The 16,604-nt window shown below is 40.7% G+C and carries 14 protein-coding genes; 4 read left to right on the top strand and 10 right to left on the bottom strand.

The genetic code is table 11. From position 1 onward, the window contains the following. Positions 1-2: 2 nt before the first annotated feature. From MTF64_RS05120 to pyrC, 7 genes are all read right to left on the bottom strand, one after another. Entirely contained in the window at positions 3-617 is a 615-nt protein-coding gene (locus tag MTF64_RS05120) for an energy transducer TonB (protein WP_004588133.1), read from the bottom strand. Next, positions 617-1,021 carry a biopolymer transporter ExbD gene (locus MTF64_RS05115; protein WP_004588134.1) on the bottom strand — a complete coding sequence of 135 codons (405 nt, stop codon included), beginning with the start codon at positions 1,019-1,021 and terminating at the stop codon, positions 617-619. Before MTF64_RS05115 ends, MTF64_RS05120 begins: the two co-directional genes overlap by 1 nt. Before the next feature lie 14 nt (positions 1,022-1,035). Then, the gene (locus tag MTF64_RS05110; RefSeq protein WP_004588135.1) at positions 1,036-1,560 is read right to left on the bottom strand and encodes a MotA/TolQ/ExbB proton channel family protein; all 525 of its coding nucleotides are present in this window, start codon (positions 1,558-1,560) and stop codon (positions 1,036-1,038) included. After that, positions 1,560-2,924, bottom strand: coding sequence for a MotA/TolQ/ExbB proton channel family protein (locus tag MTF64_RS05105; RefSeq protein WP_004588136.1), 1,365 nt, complete (start codon positions 2,922-2,924; stop codon positions 1,560-1,562). Before MTF64_RS05105 ends, MTF64_RS05110 begins: the two co-directional genes overlap by 1 nt. A 7-nt stretch (positions 2,925-2,931) precedes the next feature. Beyond that, the gene (locus MTF64_RS05100; RefSeq protein ID WP_004588137.1) at positions 2,932-3,702 is read right to left on the bottom strand and encodes a DUF3450 domain-containing protein; all 771 of its coding nucleotides are present in this window, start codon (positions 3,700-3,702) and stop codon (positions 2,932-2,934) included. 865 nt (positions 3,703-4,567) lie between these two features. Continuing rightward, complete coding sequence (locus tag MTF64_RS05095) at positions 4,568-4,771, bottom strand: cold-shock protein (RefSeq protein ID WP_004588138.1); 204 nt, start codon at positions 4,769-4,771, stop codon at positions 4,568-4,570. A 464-nt stretch (positions 4,772-5,235) separates the two neighbouring features. Next, positions 5,236-6,285, bottom strand: a complete 1,050-nt coding sequence (gene pyrC / locus MTF64_RS05090; protein WP_248450809.1) for a dihydroorotase — start codon at positions 6,283-6,285, stop codon at positions 5,236-5,238. Positions 6,286-6,499: 214 nt separating this feature from the next. On the opposite strand from pyrC, the gene MTF64_RS05085 reads away from it, so the two are divergent. From MTF64_RS05085 to MTF64_RS05075, 3 genes are all read left to right on the top strand, one after another. After that, positions 6,500-8,869 (top strand): GGDEF domain-containing protein, encoded by a 2,370-nt coding sequence (locus MTF64_RS05085; RefSeq protein ID WP_024033357.1) that lies wholly within the window; start codon positions 6,500-6,502, stop codon positions 8,867-8,869. Positions 8,870-9,323: 454 nt separating this feature from the next. Further along, the gene (locus MTF64_RS05080) at positions 9,324-10,211 is read left to right on the top strand and encodes a LysR substrate-binding domain-containing protein (RefSeq protein WP_004588141.1); all 888 of its coding nucleotides are present in this window, start codon (positions 9,324-9,326) and stop codon (positions 10,209-10,211) included. A 51-nt stretch (positions 10,212-10,262) separates the two neighbouring features. Next, positions 10,263-11,027: an ElyC/SanA/YdcF family protein gene (locus tag MTF64_RS05075; RefSeq protein ID WP_248450808.1), complete on the top strand. Its 765-nt coding sequence runs from the start codon at positions 10,263-10,265 to the stop codon at positions 11,025-11,027. A gap of 13 nt (positions 11,028-11,040) precedes the next feature. On the opposite strand, the gene MTF64_RS05070 is transcribed toward MTF64_RS05075, so the two are convergent. Further along, positions 11,041-11,793, bottom strand: coding sequence for a Nif3-like dinuclear metal center hexameric protein (locus MTF64_RS05070; RefSeq protein ID WP_055254995.1), 753 nt, complete (start codon positions 11,791-11,793; stop codon positions 11,041-11,043). A 150-nt stretch (positions 11,794-11,943) separates the two neighbouring features. On the opposite strand from MTF64_RS05070, the gene MTF64_RS05065 reads away from it, so the two are divergent. Continuing rightward, a complete protein-coding gene (locus MTF64_RS05065) occupies positions 11,944-12,312 on the top strand; it encodes a hypothetical protein (RefSeq protein WP_004588144.1) in 369 nt (122 codons plus the stop codon). A gap of 141 nt (positions 12,313-12,453) precedes the next feature. On the opposite strand, the gene MTF64_RS05060 is transcribed toward MTF64_RS05065, so the two are convergent. Both MTF64_RS05060 and MTF64_RS05055 read right to left on the bottom strand, forming a co-directional pair. After that, on the bottom strand, positions 12,454-15,630 hold the full coding sequence (locus MTF64_RS05060; protein ID WP_248450807.1) for an amidohydrolase family protein: 3,177 nt from the start codon (positions 15,628-15,630) through the stop codon (positions 12,454-12,456). A 97-nt stretch (positions 15,631-15,727) separates the two neighbouring features. Next, a complete protein-coding gene (locus MTF64_RS05055) occupies positions 15,728-16,552 on the bottom strand; it encodes a M90 family metallopeptidase (protein ID WP_248450806.1) in 825 nt (274 codons plus the stop codon). Positions 16,553-16,604 lie beyond the last annotated feature (52 nt).

The following is a 16,604-nucleotide window of genomic DNA, read 5'->3' as shown; positions in this document are numbered from 1 at the left end:
CCTTAGCCTTGGTTAAGTTTAAAGTCTAGTTGAACTTGTAAACCAACTTGTTTCTGTGGTTTACCGTCAATAATTTTAGGACGGTATTTCCACTTGCGTAATGCACGTTTAGCTTCACGGTCAAAGATACGTTTTGGTTCTGCGTCAATAACTTGAACGTCAGTCACGCCACCTAACTCATCAATTGTGAACGAAAGTTGAACCCAACCTTCTTTACCATCACGCGCTGCTTGCGTTGGATATTTTGGTTCAATACGAACGATAGGTGTCGCATCACCATCTCGTCCAAATGCACCTGGACCACTTAGTCCACCAGCCGAACTTCCTACATCAATGCTACCCATGTTAAATGACATAGCACCAGGGTTAGGATTGTTATTCTCCGGCTGTGGCGGCTGCGGTTTAGGCGGCTGCTTTGGCGGTGGCGGAGGCGGAGGCGGAACACGCTTCCTCTCCTGCACCTTAGATTCAGGCGGATTCGTCATTATTTCGACTATGATCTGCTCTTTTTGTTCAGTATTACGGTCAGCCCCACCAGAGATGAGGTAAGCCATGAAGTAGAACAAGCCGAAAGTAACTGCCCCACCTGCAATCAGTGAAAACAGAAAACGAATCATTACTGATCTCCAGCTATTGAAATTCTCAGGTTGTCACCTGTCGCTTTGATCTGGTCCATAACTTTAACCACTACGCCGTGCTTTGCTTCTTTATCAGCTTGCAAAATCACAACATCAGTAGGTTGTTCTGCTAATAAACTTTCGATTTTTGCTGAAACACGTTCAACATCAACTTGCTGTTTATCAATCCAGATAGCACCATCACTGCGAATAGCAACAAAAATGTTAGCATTTTTTTGCTTCGTAGCTTGGGCCGCTTTAGGTTTATTGACCTCGATACCAGCCTCTTTAACGAACGATGTAGTTACGATAAAGAAAATAAGCATGATAAATACGATGTCAAGCATTGGCGTCATATCTACCGCTGCTTCTTCTTCTTCACGAAAACGTTGTTTACGTGCCATATTTAATTCTCTCTCTAGTGATGAGGCATGCTATCTACAAGTTTGGCTTTCACCATTCTCGCTCTTGCCTCAAGGCGTGAGCTAAAGAAAACTCCAGATAGTGCCGCAACCATTCCAGCCATTGTTGGGATTGTTGCCATTGAAATACCTGATGCCATTAAACGTGCATTACCAGTACCTTGGGTTGCCATGGTTTCGAAAACCGCGATCATACCCGTTACAGTTCCAAGTAAGCCTATTAAAGGACAAACAGCTACTAATGTTTTAATCAACAACATACGCTGATCTAATTTTTCAGACGCTTCAGAAATCCATGCTTCACGGATTCTGTGTGCGTACCAAGACGTAGTGTCTTGGCGGGCATCCCACTTCGCTACAATATCCTTCGTTAAACGAGGAAATTCAGCAAGTAGGAACCAATAGCGCTCAATCATTAAAACCCACATAAGAAAGAGTGCTATCGCGACCACGTATAATACCTGGCCGCCTGTGCCAACAAAATCCCTGATAGATTCCCATATCTCCATCAGGACTAGCATTAGGCTTTCTCCTTCTCCGCGTGAGTAGCAACGATACCTGCGCTTTGCTCATCAAGGATATGTAATACTGACTTACTACGACCTGCAACAATTGAATGAAGTAGGATAAGTGGTAGTGCAGCAATTAGACCTAGCGCTGTAGTTACAAGAGCTAGAGAGATGTTACCAGCCATGATCTTCGGATCGCCCGTACCGAACAATGTGATTGTTTGGAACGTTAAGATCATACCGATTACTGTACCTAGTAGACCAAGTAACGGTGCGATTGCAGCAAGAATCTTGATGATGTTGATGCCAGCTTCAACACGTGGCGTTTCACGTAAGATAGCTTCATCAAGTTTAAGCTCAAGGTTTTCAACGTCTTGGCTCTTGTTGTCATGGTACACTTTAAGAATACGACCCAGTGGGTTGTTTGTATTCGGTGTAGACAAGTTTTTAAGCTGAGACTTGATCTTAGAAGTAGTAAGCGCTAAGTCAACGAAACGTACTAAGAAGATTAGTAGACCAACAGCTAATAAAACTGTGATGATGTAACCAACTTCAGCACCTTGCTCGTAGTATTCCATAAGCGTTTTCTTCTGCGTGTTGATACGTAAGATTGCACCACGAGTCGGGTCAATGTATACGCCAGCGTAATTGTCAGAAGAAGTACCTTCAAGAGCAGAGATACCATCTAAAATGTAGCTATCAGGTTGTTTACCTAAAGGCTGAATAGATTTTGTCTCTGGCGAGTAGATTAAGTAACCTTCGTCAGTAACTAAGTTAAAGTTACCGATACGTGTTACTTGCTTAACTGTAGAGTTACCGTCAAGACCTGACACTTCAGTTTCAAAAGTAGAAACTTTTGCTGACTCAGTCATTTCTGTTTGAAGTGCAATCCAAAGTTCTTCAAGTTCACGAACTGTTGGAAGCTCTTTAGCAGCTGCTAATGAACGAAGTACTTCAGCACGGCCTGGCTTTTCAGCACTTACTAGTGAAGCTTCGATAGAACCGATAGCGTCTTGCGCTGCACGACGTACAACACCAAACATTTCACCAAGAGTACCTTGTGCGTTTTGAAGCGCTTGCTCTTTTTCAGCTAATGTATTTTCGTTTTGTGCATATTGCTTAGCTAAGCTGTCACCGCGTGCTTTTTCAGACGCTAATTGGCTTTTTGCTTTGTTAAGTAATGCTTGCTTGTCAGCACGTTCTGACAAGAACTCTTGCTCACGTTGCTTATTGATTTTACCTTCAGAGATACGTTCTTGCTTTACTTGCTCAAGAATTTTATCTAAAGCATCAGTATTTGCATGTGCATTAAGCGCGGTACCTGCAGAAACAGATAGTACTGCTGCAACAGCAAAACCTTTAAATAGTTTCTTCATTATTCGATTACTCCGCGCCAAAGATTGGTAGTTTAACAAGTTCTAGTGTCGCTTGCTTACGCGCCATACGAATCACTTCTTTAACTGGTTTTAGGTATTCTTCACCTAATTCTTTCCACTCTTTAGTGTTGTTGTCCCACACCCAAGCGTGTTTTAAGTCAAAAGATTGTGCTACGTAAGTGATACGACCTAAACGACCGATATCAACGTTAATGTTTTTACCATCAACTTCTAAAGTACCTTGAGAAGCAGTTACAGCCGAGCTGTAAGCAGTTTCAACTGTGTATGCTTCAAGAACTTGGCGGAATTTCTCAGACGTCGTTACAGACGCAGAAGCCATGATTTCACGAAGTCTTTCTACACGAGCAAGACGAGAATCAAGATTGAACGGAACGTCCGCTTTGATGAATTGCTCAAGCGTATCGATCATGCGATACATCAAAGGCACAACGTTTTGTTTAGTGTTGTCGATAGTAGCGATTTGACGGTCAAACGATTCGATTGACGCATTTTGGTCAGCGACCAAACGTGCTACGTGATCGTTGTACACTTTCATAAGTTCAGTCTCATCAACAATACTACGGTACTCAGCGATTAGCTCTTGAGTTTGACCGTATACGTTGTCAATTTTAGTTTGAGACTTAACAGCAGCCTTTTGAATTTGCTGACCTGCTTTTTGCACGTCATTCAAAGGATCTGCAATCACATTGCTGCTTGCAAATGCAAAAGCGCCAACCAACGCAGATGCTACAAGACTCTTTCTGATTTTAACAGACATAGTTCCCAACCAATTAAGTAATGTTACTTTTATAATTTAATTATCAACCTTATTAAGGATGACAACCCTGATATCTTTTAATAGATATCAACCCTCCAATAATGCTAAATGCAATACGCCCTGTCAACTTGATGTTAGCTATTCTAAGTAAATAAATACCTTGAAAAAGCTAAAACTAAAGTATTACAAAAAATACTGTTAACATAAATGCAACCAGCATTAAGGCGTTTTAGCATTATATAGCCCCTTTAAAATTAAACACTAGTTAAAAATTAGACACTTACATGAAACAAAAATGCAACATCTAAACAAAACTGAATTGCACCTTAAAAAAAAACAAAAATAATAAAAATGTGACAATTTGATGAACTAGATTTGGTTAAATTAGGCTAAAAACACATCTTAACTTACAAATCCTGCGCTTCATCGTATAAAAATACAACAATTCGAAAGTGGTTTTGAGATGATGTATAAATATTACTGCATTTAAGTTAATGGCTTTAACTTTGCTAAGCCCAAGTTAAGCCTTATTAAAGCCAGTAAAACACTCAGTTAATTACACGGTTTTTTAATACACACTATGCGTGTGGTAAATGTATTGTTTAACCTTGGTGAAAGTATGCAGATTGTGAGCTGTTAGTGTATTGAAGCGGCGTTGCTATTAAATAGGGTTTTTAACTATTTAAATGGCAAATATGTTAAACGTGTTTGAAGCTATAGCGAGAAGTAAATTTTAACGTTTGACTGTATTAGGGAGTGAACAAACAATATTAGAGAGTATAAAAACAATGAGGAAGATTTTGAGGAATTATGGTGAAACAGAAAACTGCTTCACCAAGATGAACTAAGGTTCACATAATTAAAATTATGCTACTTCTACGTTCTCAGCTTCAGGGCCTTTTTGACCTTGTTTGATGCTGAAAGTCACTGCTTGACCTTCGCTAAGAGTGCGAAAACCAGAACCAGTGATTGCGCTGAAATGTACAAACACGTCAGGACCATTTTCTTGTTCAATGAAACCAAAGCCTTTAGCTTCGTTGAAAAATTTTACTTTACCAGTAACCGACATACTAAATTTTCCTGTAAGTCAATAATTAAAATTCAGCCATATTATTATGGCTATATCCTCCCTGAGTCAGTGCCCAAAATTCTGGAGGTATAGTACAGGAACAAGTTTTAACCTAACCGGTAACCTTAAACGCAGCACAATATCCGTAAATTCAATACGCAAAAACTCAAAGCAAGTTAAGGTTAACACATTAATTTTTTTTTGGCTCTATTAATTAAGATTTATTTACTCAGAACAAAAATAAATAAAGCATTATATGTAAGTGGTTATTTTTAAAGCTAAAACTGAACAAAAAACGACAGCTTTTTTGCTCGTAATTGTAACAATTCATGTATAACAGCTTAGCTTAACAAATAAAGTACCTCGTAAAGAGCGTTAAAACTCGCGTAAAGATTGAATTTCAAGCAAATAAAAAGCCGTACAGCAAGCTATACGGCTTTAATACAATGCTAATTTAAAGCAGTTTACTTAACCTGCCAGTCAATCGTAGCTTCTGCTTTAATAGGCACAACTTGTGAGTCACCAAGCGTGTAACTTGCGGGGACTTGCCAAGGCCTTTTCTCTAGGGTAATTGTATCGGTGTTACGGGCAAGTCCGTAAAAGTCAGGCCCAAAATGGCTTGCAAAGCCTTCTAGTTTGCCCAATGCGCCCGCCTCTTCAAAGGCTTCGGCGTAAAGTTCAATCGCAGCATGTGCTGTATAGGCGCCAGCACAACCACATGCCGCTTCCTTTTTATCTTTATAATGTGGTGCTGAGTCAGTCCCTAAAAAGAACTTTTTATTTCCGCTTATAGCTGCTGCCATTAACGCTTGTTGGTGAATATTGCGCTTTAAAATAGGTAAACAGTAATAATGCGGACGTATGCCACCAGCTAACATGTGGTTACGGTTGTACAATAAGTGATGCGCGGTAATAGTTGCCGCCACATTTTGCGGCGCGGCTGTTACAAAATCAACGGCGTCTTTTGTCGTAATGTGTTCTAGCACTATTTTCAGCTTTGGAAAATCCGCTACAACATCGCCTAAAATCGTCTCTAAAAATACTTTTTCACGGTCAAAAATATCTATTGATGAATCAGTCACTTCACCATGCACTAATAACAGCATGCCCACGTCTTGCATCGCTTCTAATACTGGGTAAATATTCTTTACTGATGTAACCCCTGAGTCTGAATTAGTGGTTGCCCCTGCTGGGTACAACTTGGCAGCAACAATTTTGCCCGTTGCTTTGGCTTTTTTAATTTCTTCAGGTGTGGTTTTATCTGTTAGGTAAAGCACCATTAAGGGTTCAAAGTTGCCCTGCGGCCCCGCTGCCATAATTCGCTCTCGATAAGCTAGCGCTAAATCAGTGCTCGTTGCTGGCGGTACAAGGTTTGGCATTATGATGGCGCGGCCCATGTAGCGGCTAATATCACGTACTGTATCTTTGAGTTGCTCACCATCACGTAAATGGACATGCCAATCATCTGGACGAGTTATGGTTAATGTGTTTTTTGAATCGGTATTAATGCTCATTACTTTTTTCCACGGCTGAATTTATCCGATCATAGGCATATGGAAAGATCTAGTAAAGTGTTATCTAAACTATTCCCCTCTATGAGTGCTGCAAAATGCTATTGGGTTTAAGTTTAACGACGATTACACTCGTTTAAGCGTTTTATTTTGAACATGCTTTAAATTTGGGTTAACTTATCAGTGCTAATACAAATAAAAAGAATAAAATTACCCTATGTCGAATCATATCGATACCTATAAAGCGCTCGAAGTTAAAACTGAACAACTGAGCATAATAAATCAGTTTTCCTCAAGCTTATTACAGCTCGATACCTTAGAAGAGTTATTTGAGTATGTAACCACTCAAGTAGTAAACCGCCTTGGGTTTGTTGATTGTGTTATTTACCTGGCTGATGAAACACGTTTACAGCTAAATCAAGTCGCTTCTATGGGCATAACCCACGCCAGAGACGAATACCAAGCAGAGCGCAAAGTTATTGGCTTTAACGAAGGTATAACCGGTTATGTTGCCCGTACAGGCACAGCTATTATTATTGGCGATGTAACGCAAGACCCTCGCTACATTGCTGATGAACGCCCTGCTCAATCAGAGTTATGTGTGCCACTTATATACAAGGATCATGTTTTAGGGGTTATTGATTGTGAACATCCAATAAAAAACTACTTCACAAACGCCCATCTAGAAATATTAACCACGGTTGCGCATTTATTAAGTGCTAAGCTAAACCAAGTAAACACGGTCAATAGCTTAACGCACACAGTAAAACAGTTAAATGATGCGCAAAAGCTTGAAAACAGCTTACTGCAAATCGCTAATTTAACGTATAAAGCCAGTAACCTAGATACCTTTTTTGAAGCTCTTCACAGCATAATAAATAGCTTACTTCCTGCAGATAACTTTTTTATTGCCCTTTACGATAAGCAAGTAGACATACTCGATTTGGTTTACATCGTTGAAGAAGGCATTCAAACGCACGCACACAAAAAAATATCAAAAGAGCAATTAAAAGACACAGCTTCGTATTACCTACTAAAATCAGACCGTGTACTGCTATTAAATCAAAACGATTATCAGCAACATATAAATAACGGCGACTTTAAACTTGTTGGCCGTCTTTCTGAATCCTGGCTAGGTGTGCCTTTTAAAGCAAATGATAGAATAAGCGGTGTAATTGTTGTTCAAAGTTACGATAAAAAGCTGCATTACAACGAACACGACAGCGCCCTTTTAACCTACGTAAGTAGGCAAATTAGTATGGCCATAGATAGGCAGCTTGCAAGGCAAGAGCTTGAACACAAAGCATTGCATGATGAGCTAACAGGCCTCGCTAATCGCTCGTTACTTATTGAGCGTATTAAACATGCAATTTTGCGTTTATCGCGTGTTAAAAAAGGCACGAGCCATGCCTTGCTTTATTTAGATTTTGATCGATTTAAAAGTATTAATGATTCGCTTGGCCATGAGGTTGGCGATCATTTTTTAATTAAAATTTGTGAGCTAATAAAAGGCACCGTCAGAAACACTGATACGTTTGCACGCCTAGGTGGCGACGAATTTGCTATTTTTATGGAAAACATCACGCACAGAAACCAGGTTAGCGAAGCGTTAAAACGAATAAACACAGCCCTTGCTAAGCCACTTAATGTGGATAGTCATTTATTGCAAGCATCAACCAGCATTGGCATCGCCTTTAGTGAAAGCAGCGACGATAAAGCCTATTTGCTATTACAGCAAGCCGATGCCGCTATGTACGAAGCTAAATCAAGCGGGCGTGGCCAAGTTAAGTTTTTTAATAACACCATGCGTAAAAAGCTCAAAACACATGCCGATATAGAAAACGACTTACAACACGGCATTGAACACAACGAATTTGAGCTTTATTTTCAACCTATTTTTACTATAGCGACAAGCGAAGTTGTCGGCTTTGAGGCATTAGTGAGATGGCACCATCCTAAAAAAGGGTTTGTGCCACCAAATGAATTTATTCCGATAGCCGAAACCACTGGGCAAATTATTAACCTCGATTTGCACTTGCTTGACCTTGCTGCACAACATATTGCGCACTGGCACACATTAGGGCATCGCTTTTTAAAAGTAACGGTCAATGTGTCATCGCGTCATTTTGCCAGCCTCGACTTTGTTGCCCAAGTTCACGCATTATATAATAAATACCAACTGCCTTTAGGGTCGTTGTGTTTAGAAATCACTGAATCAGGGCTTATTGCTAACCTTGATTTAGCAACTCAAATAATAGAAGGGCTAGCCCCACTTAAAGTAAAGTTATGCTTAGATGACTTTGGTACTGGATACTCAGCACTTGGTTACTTACACCAATTACCTATTCATATTTTAAAAATAGATAAAAGCTTTATCGATCACCTCAACAAAACCAATAATCCGTTAGTAGAGGCCATTCTCTCATTAGCGCAATCACTAAACTTTGAAGTTGTGGCTGAGGGAATCGAAACGCAAGAGCAACTAAATATTTTACAAGCCACTCAATGTAATTACGGGCAAGGCTTTTTAAAGTCAAAACCAGTTACAGCACAACACGCCATTAAGCTTATCCACAAACCCCTGTAGTAGCTGTTATCCAAAGGCTTACTTTTTCACAACCAAAAAGGTGTAAAAAGTAAGCCCCGTAATACCCATTCGTTTATTTAAGCGCTCAGTTTTGAAGTAATAAAAACATATTATTACTGTTTAAGCTTTAGCCCATTAAAAACAGACCTGTTATTACGCGTTGTGATAATTACTTATCCCTCTTAAAAACCAGTGCCATTTATTAAGCTGCCCTGCCCATAACGCGCTTTAAACAGCCGCTGCATAACCCAACAAAACAACTTGAGCTAAACTCATGCCAAACTCATCAAACTAGTAGCAACCAAAGTACCCACATTAGTTAATTTAACTTTAAGGGCTTATTTTAGTAAATAATAGATTATTTTAGCCATCTAGACGTTGAAACGTTTTTTGTAAAGGCGTAGTATGTAGTAAATCTGAGCCAAACTCACTTTTCCCTTGAGAATTATTAAAGATGATTGATATAAAACACCTGAAAACTATTGCGACATTAAAAGACACCGGATCGTTAGTTAATACAGCCCGCGAATTATTTTTAACGCAATCAGCTTTATCTCATCAAATTAAAGACTTAGAAAACAAATTAGATTGCCAATTATTTGAAAGAAAAACGCAGCCTGTGCGCTTTACGCCACAAGGAATGCTATTACTCGAACTTGCCAACGAAGTTTTACCTAAAGTAGAAGCCACTAAGTGCCGTTTAAAAGAAAGCCTTAATCAACCTATTTCCCAACTGCGCTTAAGTGTTGAATGCCATGCATGTTTTCATTGGCTGCTGCCTACAATTAAAGAATTTAATAATTTTTGGCCAGACATTAAAATTGACTACGAACGCGGCTTTAGCTACGACGCTATACCTGATTTACTCAACGATGAGCTCGACTTAGTATTGACCTCAGATATACGCGATCCTGATAAACTTGAATACGCTCACTTATTTGATTTTAAATTAAAGCTTATCGTCGCCCCTGATCACGACCTAGCTAAAAAAGCATATGTAACGGCGCTTGATTTAAAAAACGAAACCATTATTTCGTATCCTATTCCGCGCGAGCGACAAGATATATTTAAACACTTTATTCAAAATGCCCGCTTTGACGGCACCTTAAAAAATGTAGACCAAGGCTTATTAATTTTTCAGCTAGTGAGTGCAGGAATGGGTGTAGCAGCGCTGCCTGATTGGTTGGTAACACCTTACGAAAGCCAAGGTTTAATTAAATCTATCCCGCTTGGTGCACTAGGCCTAACCCGCCCTATGTACCTAGCCATGAAAAAAGACATGAAAGACAACCCCGTTTATCGCCATTTTTTAAATACCTGTAAGCAAAATAACGGTCGATAAATCACAAACGAATAAGTAACATAAGGCCTATTGTGTTTTATGTTGCTTTTTATGTTTGAATTAAAAAAATTATTAGGTGGCTTAATTATGCCGCTACCACTATTTGGTTTACTTGCGTTTGTAATGCTAGTGTTGGCGTTTCGTGAACGTAAGTCTGCTTTAGTAATCGCAAGCTTAAGTCTATTGGCGCTTTTAGTATTAAGTACGCCGTTTGCTGCGCATCAACTGATTAAAAACAATGAGCCCGCGTCATTGGCTTTTAATGCACTAAAACACCCAACCCTTGATAAAATTGTTGTACTGGGTTGCGACATAAACCCTAACCCCGCTTTAAGCGCTAATAATCAGCTAGGAAACTGTGCGCTTACTCGCTTGGTAGAAGGGGTTAAGCTTGCAAAAAAAAACCCTAATGCAACGCTTATCGTATCTGGCGGTGGCTATAATAAAGTAACAAATAGCGCGTTAATGAGCCAAACAGCAATAAATTTAGGGGTGAGTAAAAACCGCATAAAACAAAACCCACAGGCAATGGATACAGCCGCAGAAGCCAAACTACTCGCGCCTAAGCTCGTTGATTTTAAGGTTGCACTGGTTACGTCTGTGCTACACATGCCGCGCTCAATAAACTTGTTTAATGCCCAAGGCATTGAGGTAATTCCTGCCGCTACGGATTATCACAATTTTGCGGCTTTACCTTTGTATAAACAATTTATACCAAATGCTGAGGCATTACGTGTAGTAACGCAATATGCCCATGAAGTGATTGGGAATGCGTGGATAAGTATGCGCCGCTGGATAAACCCAGAGGCGCTGTAGAGTATATATAAATTTATACTGGGTTATCTATATCTATAAAGCTCACATCAAAACCATGTTCTTTGGCAAGTAGCTCACCAAGGGCTTTAATTCCGTAACGCTCGGTTGCATGATGCCCTGCTGCAAAAAAGTCTATATTTTGCTCTCGCGAGCTGTGAATAGTTTGCTCTGAGGCTTCACCCGTTAGGTATGCATCAATCCCCTGCTCTGCTGCTAAATCGATATAACCTTGCCCGCCTCCTGTACACAGGGCAATGGTGTTAATTTTTTCATCGCGTACCACACTACTTAAAGGTTCGCGGTTTAAAACTTTGGCTATTTTATTTGCAAACTCGCTACCTGTAAGCGGAGTTTTTAACCGTCCTTTCATAGCAACGCTATTAGTAACGGGTTCAAGTCCTGTCTCTATTTCAATATCGAGCAAATTAGCAAGCTGGGCGTTGTTACCTATAACAGGGTGAATATCAAGCGGTAAATGATAGGCAAATAAATTAATATCGTGCGCTAACAAAGCCCCTATACGGCGTTTTTTCATGCCTGTAATAGGTTGCGATTCACCTTTCCAAAAATAACCATGGTGGACCAAAACAGCATCGGCTTTTTTTTCTATTGCTGCATCAATGAGTGCTTGGCTTGCAGTCACCCCCGTAACAATCGTTCTGATTTCATTTTTACCTTCGACTTGCAGCCCATTAGGACAAAAATCTTTAATTGTGTGAGGCTTTAAAATGTCGTTTAACAGTTGGTTAAATTCTCTACGTTGCATACTTATTACCTTACTCAGCACTGAATTTTGTGCAAATTTTGGCGTTTATGGGGCTAAAATGGAAGGAAAATCGCAAAAAATTGAAAAACAGTTGGAAAATAGGTATAAATACGGCTTCTTTATCTGTGTTCACAACGTATAGGGTCTCTGATGAGCAAACTAGACAAAACAGAAGTTTTATCTGCCTTTGAAGCTGCATATGAAGCTGCCAATGGTAAAAAACCTGAAATTACTACAAAACCTGGCTGGTACAGCATCGATGGTGGCAAAAACTTACGCCTAGCTGATGTAGCAGAGCTAACGAAAGAATTAAGCTCTGGCAAATCGCCTGCACAAGCTGAGCAAAAAGCGCCTGCGAAAAAAACTAAAACTAAAGCTGCTGCGCCTGTTAAAGCACAAAAAACAGCGCCGTTTACTGTTGTAACACAAAGCGAAGACGGCTACACAGCTGAAGAGCTTTGGATTGTTGAGCTTGCAAGTAAAGATCACGACTGTCGCTTACCGCGCGGTGTTGTTTAAACAACACGTGATTAATAAAAAAGCCGCGTTAAGCGGTTTTTTTGTGCCTGTTTATCACCTTCTATCAATTCGCTTTATTAAATAATTTATTTTTAGCTAAAAAAAAGCGGCTAATAGCCGCTTTTTAAGCGTGTATTACAATTATAGCTTTTCAAAATAAAGTGGTTTTCGCTGCTTTTTACCCACTTCGTTCATTGTGCTTGCATCAAATAAGCGCCCATTGATCATGGTGTAATCGACTTTATCTGAATCGCGAATATTTTTCAGCGGATCGCCATCAATAACAATTAAATCGGCAAGCTTACCTACTTCTAGCGAGCCTATATTTTTATCAAGCCCCAAGTATTTAGCAGGGTCAAGCGTAGAGGCTCTAATTGCTTCAAGTGAACTCATACCGCCTTGAGTAAACATCCACATTTCCCAATGTGCACCTAAGCCCTCGCGTTGTCCGTGAGCACCTAAATTTACCAGTACACCTAAATCTTGCAGCTCTTTAGCAACACGGGCGTTATTAAAGTGGTTATAGTGATGATCGGGCGCTTTTACTCGGCGCATAGCACGTGGCAACAGCTGATTTTTAGGCACAAACTTACTTAAACGCGGGTGATTCCACACGTCTGTTTTATCGTACCAGTAGTTTTCTCCCCAAATTCCGCCATAGGCGACAACAAGCGTTGGGGTATAACCAACATCACTTTGCGACCATAATTGTTTTATATCATCGTAAATATGCTCAACCGGAATTGAGTGTTCAATGCCCGTATGCCCATCCACAACCATACTTAAGTTATGTTGTAGCAATGAGCCGCCCTCTGGCACAACCATCATCTCTAGCTCACGCCCTGCTTCAATAACTTGTTGGCGCTGCTCACGGCGTGGCTGGTTATACGATTTAACACTAAACGCGCCAACCTTTTTAAGACGCTCTAAATGAAATTTAGCATCATCTAGCGAATCAATATGCGAGGTGTAACCAGGCATATTTGCTCCATATAAAATGGTGCCGGTAGAAAAAATACGTGGCCCGACAATCATGCCGGCTTTTTGCATTTCACTGGCGGTAAATATTTCAGAGGTATCGTTTGATGGATCATGAATTGTTGTGACACCTAACGCTAAACCAGCATAGTTTTTCCAGTTTTGCTGAGGAATAATTTCATCGCTGGCTTGTGAGCCATGGGCATGCGCATCAACAATCCCAGGCATAATTGTTTTACCTGCTACATCGATAATTTCAGCCCCTTTGGGGATCGTTACCTCATCAGCACTACCAATCGCTTTTATGCGTTTACCGTCTGTGATGATGACACCATTTTCAATGACTTGCTCACCCTTCATGGTAATAATGTTGGCGCCCTTTAGCGCAATCATGCCCTTTGGTGCAGCCATTTTTTTACTAAAGCTAATATTCTCACCGCTTTTTACTTTAAAGTCGGCATCATCGGCTTTATCAATAGCAAACATACCATCAAGGCTTGCATGGTATAGCTCGGGCCCTAAGCTCCAGTAGAGAGTGTTACTTTGAGCACTCCAACTTATATTTTCACCCGCACGCACAGATAACAGCTCAATAGGAAACTGGTTATCTTTAGGGCTTATTGTGATAGGTGAGCCGCTTTCTACCAGCGGGGTAACAAATACTTTAAAGCGCTCAGCAAACGCTAAGTATTTACCATCTGGTGAGACTCGAAATTCAGTCGCATGCTCTGATTCGTAAAGTTTACGAACGTTTTTAGTTTCAAGCTCCACAACACTTAAGGTAGGCTTAGGCCAAGGGCTCATGATAAATACACGGTCATTGGCGCTACCAAACTTAGGTTGATAACCACTTTTAGAAATAAGCTCGCTCTCTCCCCCTTTTGCGCTTACTTTATAAATACCTGGGTTGAGTGACCACTTAGGATTTAAAATACTTCCGCCGGTGGCTTTACGATAAACGATTGTTTTGCCGTCAGGACTAAAAGTAGGCTCAACGTATTTACCCGGCTCGCGGGTTATCGCCTCGCCGCGCCCGCTGCGGGCAGAGACAACACGTACAGTGCCTTGCTTAGTATCACTCCAGGTTGTGTAAACAATCTTTTTACCATCGCGGGAGTACTGCGGGAACAGCTCATAATGATCAGTTTGTTTGGTTAAGCGCTTAATTTTACCAGAGTCTAAATCGCGTTTATAAATATAACCTAATGCTTCAAAAATCGCAGTTTCACCATCGGGGCTAACCTGCACGTTGCGCAACATTTTTACATCAAACTCATCGGTATCTAAATTTTGAGTAAAGCGTACTGCGGTTTGTATTTTTTTACTGGTGTTTACTTTAAAGGGAACACGCGCAACAGCTTTATCATCAACAGCAATTTTATGTATTGAACCGGAAGCCCAAAACACCAGTTCTTCGTTATCTGGGGTCCACGCAATTGTCGGATACACACCATGAATAGCCCAGGTTTCTTGCATATCGCGTTCAAGCTTGTCATAAAGCTTGGTGTGCTCGCCACTGGTTAGGTCGTATAAGTACAAGCTTGTTTGAAAGTCATCACGTCTTATATAGGCAAGCTTTTTACCATCAGGTGAAGGTGTGGGTCTTATTGCACCGCCCATGCCTTGTATTATGGTTTCTATTTCGCCTGTTTCTCTATCGTAGCGCTTAATTTTATAAATACCGGCAACAGAATCTTTAGAGTAGTGAAAGGTTTTACCTGGCGTCGCGTCATGAGAAAAATAAACATAGCGCCCATCTGGTGAGAACATTGGCTCACCTAAGTCTTTTTGGTCGTTCTCACGTTTAGTAAGCTGAACACCTTTACCACCCGCTTTGTGATAAAGCCACACTTCTCCAGCCCCAAGTGAGCGACTAGCGGTAAAGTGTTTGCGTGCGACAAGGTAATCGCCATCAGGGCTCCATGCGGGGCTGTTTAAAAGTCTAAAGGTTTCGTCAGTCACAGCGTGTTGATTGCTACCATCAACATCCATAACCCAAATATTATCACCACCGCCTTGATCTGAGGTAAACGCAATGTGTTTCCCATCGGGGCTAAAGCGAGGCTGCATTTGCCAAGCAATATCTGAGGTGAGTTTAGTTGCTTCACCTCCGCTTATAGGCATAGTGTAAATGTCGCCAAGTAAGTCAAACACTAGCGTGTTGCCATCAGGACTAACATCAATGTTCATCCATGTGCCTTGCTCTGTGCTAATGGTGGCATCTACAAACTCGCCTTTTGGTGAGTCTACCTGCCACTTTTCTTGCTCTTCGTTTGCGTGCGGCTGACCTATTGCAAGGGCGACTGATAAAGCCAGTGCAGTGTGAAGCATTTTTTTCATGCATTTCTCGCTTGTTATTATTGCAGTTAAACTCTCTAACACGATTGCAACAAAAACAGCGCTAACTTGCCAGCGTTATCAGACCAAGTACCAAAAATTAATGCCAAACTATGGGGTCAAATTGGTAGTAATCCACCAGCATTCTATAAATTTCAGGGTCGTATTGCCTAAGCTGCGCTGGCTTTTCTAAAAAGGTCTCTGTGAGTACTGCAAAAAACTCAGCCTCGTTGGTGGCCCCATAACTATGAATAACGTGAGGCATGTTATAAGCAACATGACTTTTTAACTGCACAAAGGCACGGCTAAACACTCGAGCCCATTCTTTATAAGCATTGGGGTTTTTTAATAATGGAGTGCCAGTTGTTTTTCCGGTTTCTTGGTCTAACTGGTGGGCAAATTCATGAAACACTAGATTATGGCCATCGCTTGGTAAACGGTTGCCTTCAAGTACATCGTGCCAACTTAGCACTAACGTGCCACCAGGCCACGACTCACCTAGGCGTACCGCGTTGTGGTAACTAACCAGCCCAGCACTATCTCGTGTAGATTGCGGCGCATAATACGCACTGGGGTAGAGTAAAATTTCTTTCACGTTTTTATAAAGTGGCCAAGGTTTATTAAGCACTAACACACAGGCATCGGCCGCAACTATCAGCTTCATGGCGGGGGTTAGCTTTAGTCCGTCTCGGCCTAAAAAGCGCTTTTCATTTAAAAACCATATTATGTGGCGCTCAAGCTTGGCTCTGTCGTTATCCGTCATCTTTTTATAGATAGGCATGCAACGAAGGAGTATTTCTTTTTGTTGAGAGTTTAAAACAGCGTTTTTATATTTTTTATTCCAAAGCCAGTTTTGTAGTGCCTGCCAGCGCCAATAAATTACAACAAAAATAGCCAAAGCAAAAATGAGTAGCCCGTTTATCATGGGGACATCCAAAATAAGTTAGTCTCTTATTAATATGTGCGCATGCACTCAT

Origin of the sequence: Pseudoalteromonas sp. 2CM41L (assembly GCF_023161905.1) — a bacterium.
Lineage (GTDB): Bacteria > Pseudomonadota > Gammaproteobacteria > Enterobacterales > Alteromonadaceae > Pseudoalteromonas > Pseudoalteromonas atlantica.
The sequence above is the reverse complement of the archived record's forward strand: the minus strand, read 5'-3'. Positions and strand labels throughout refer to the sequence as shown.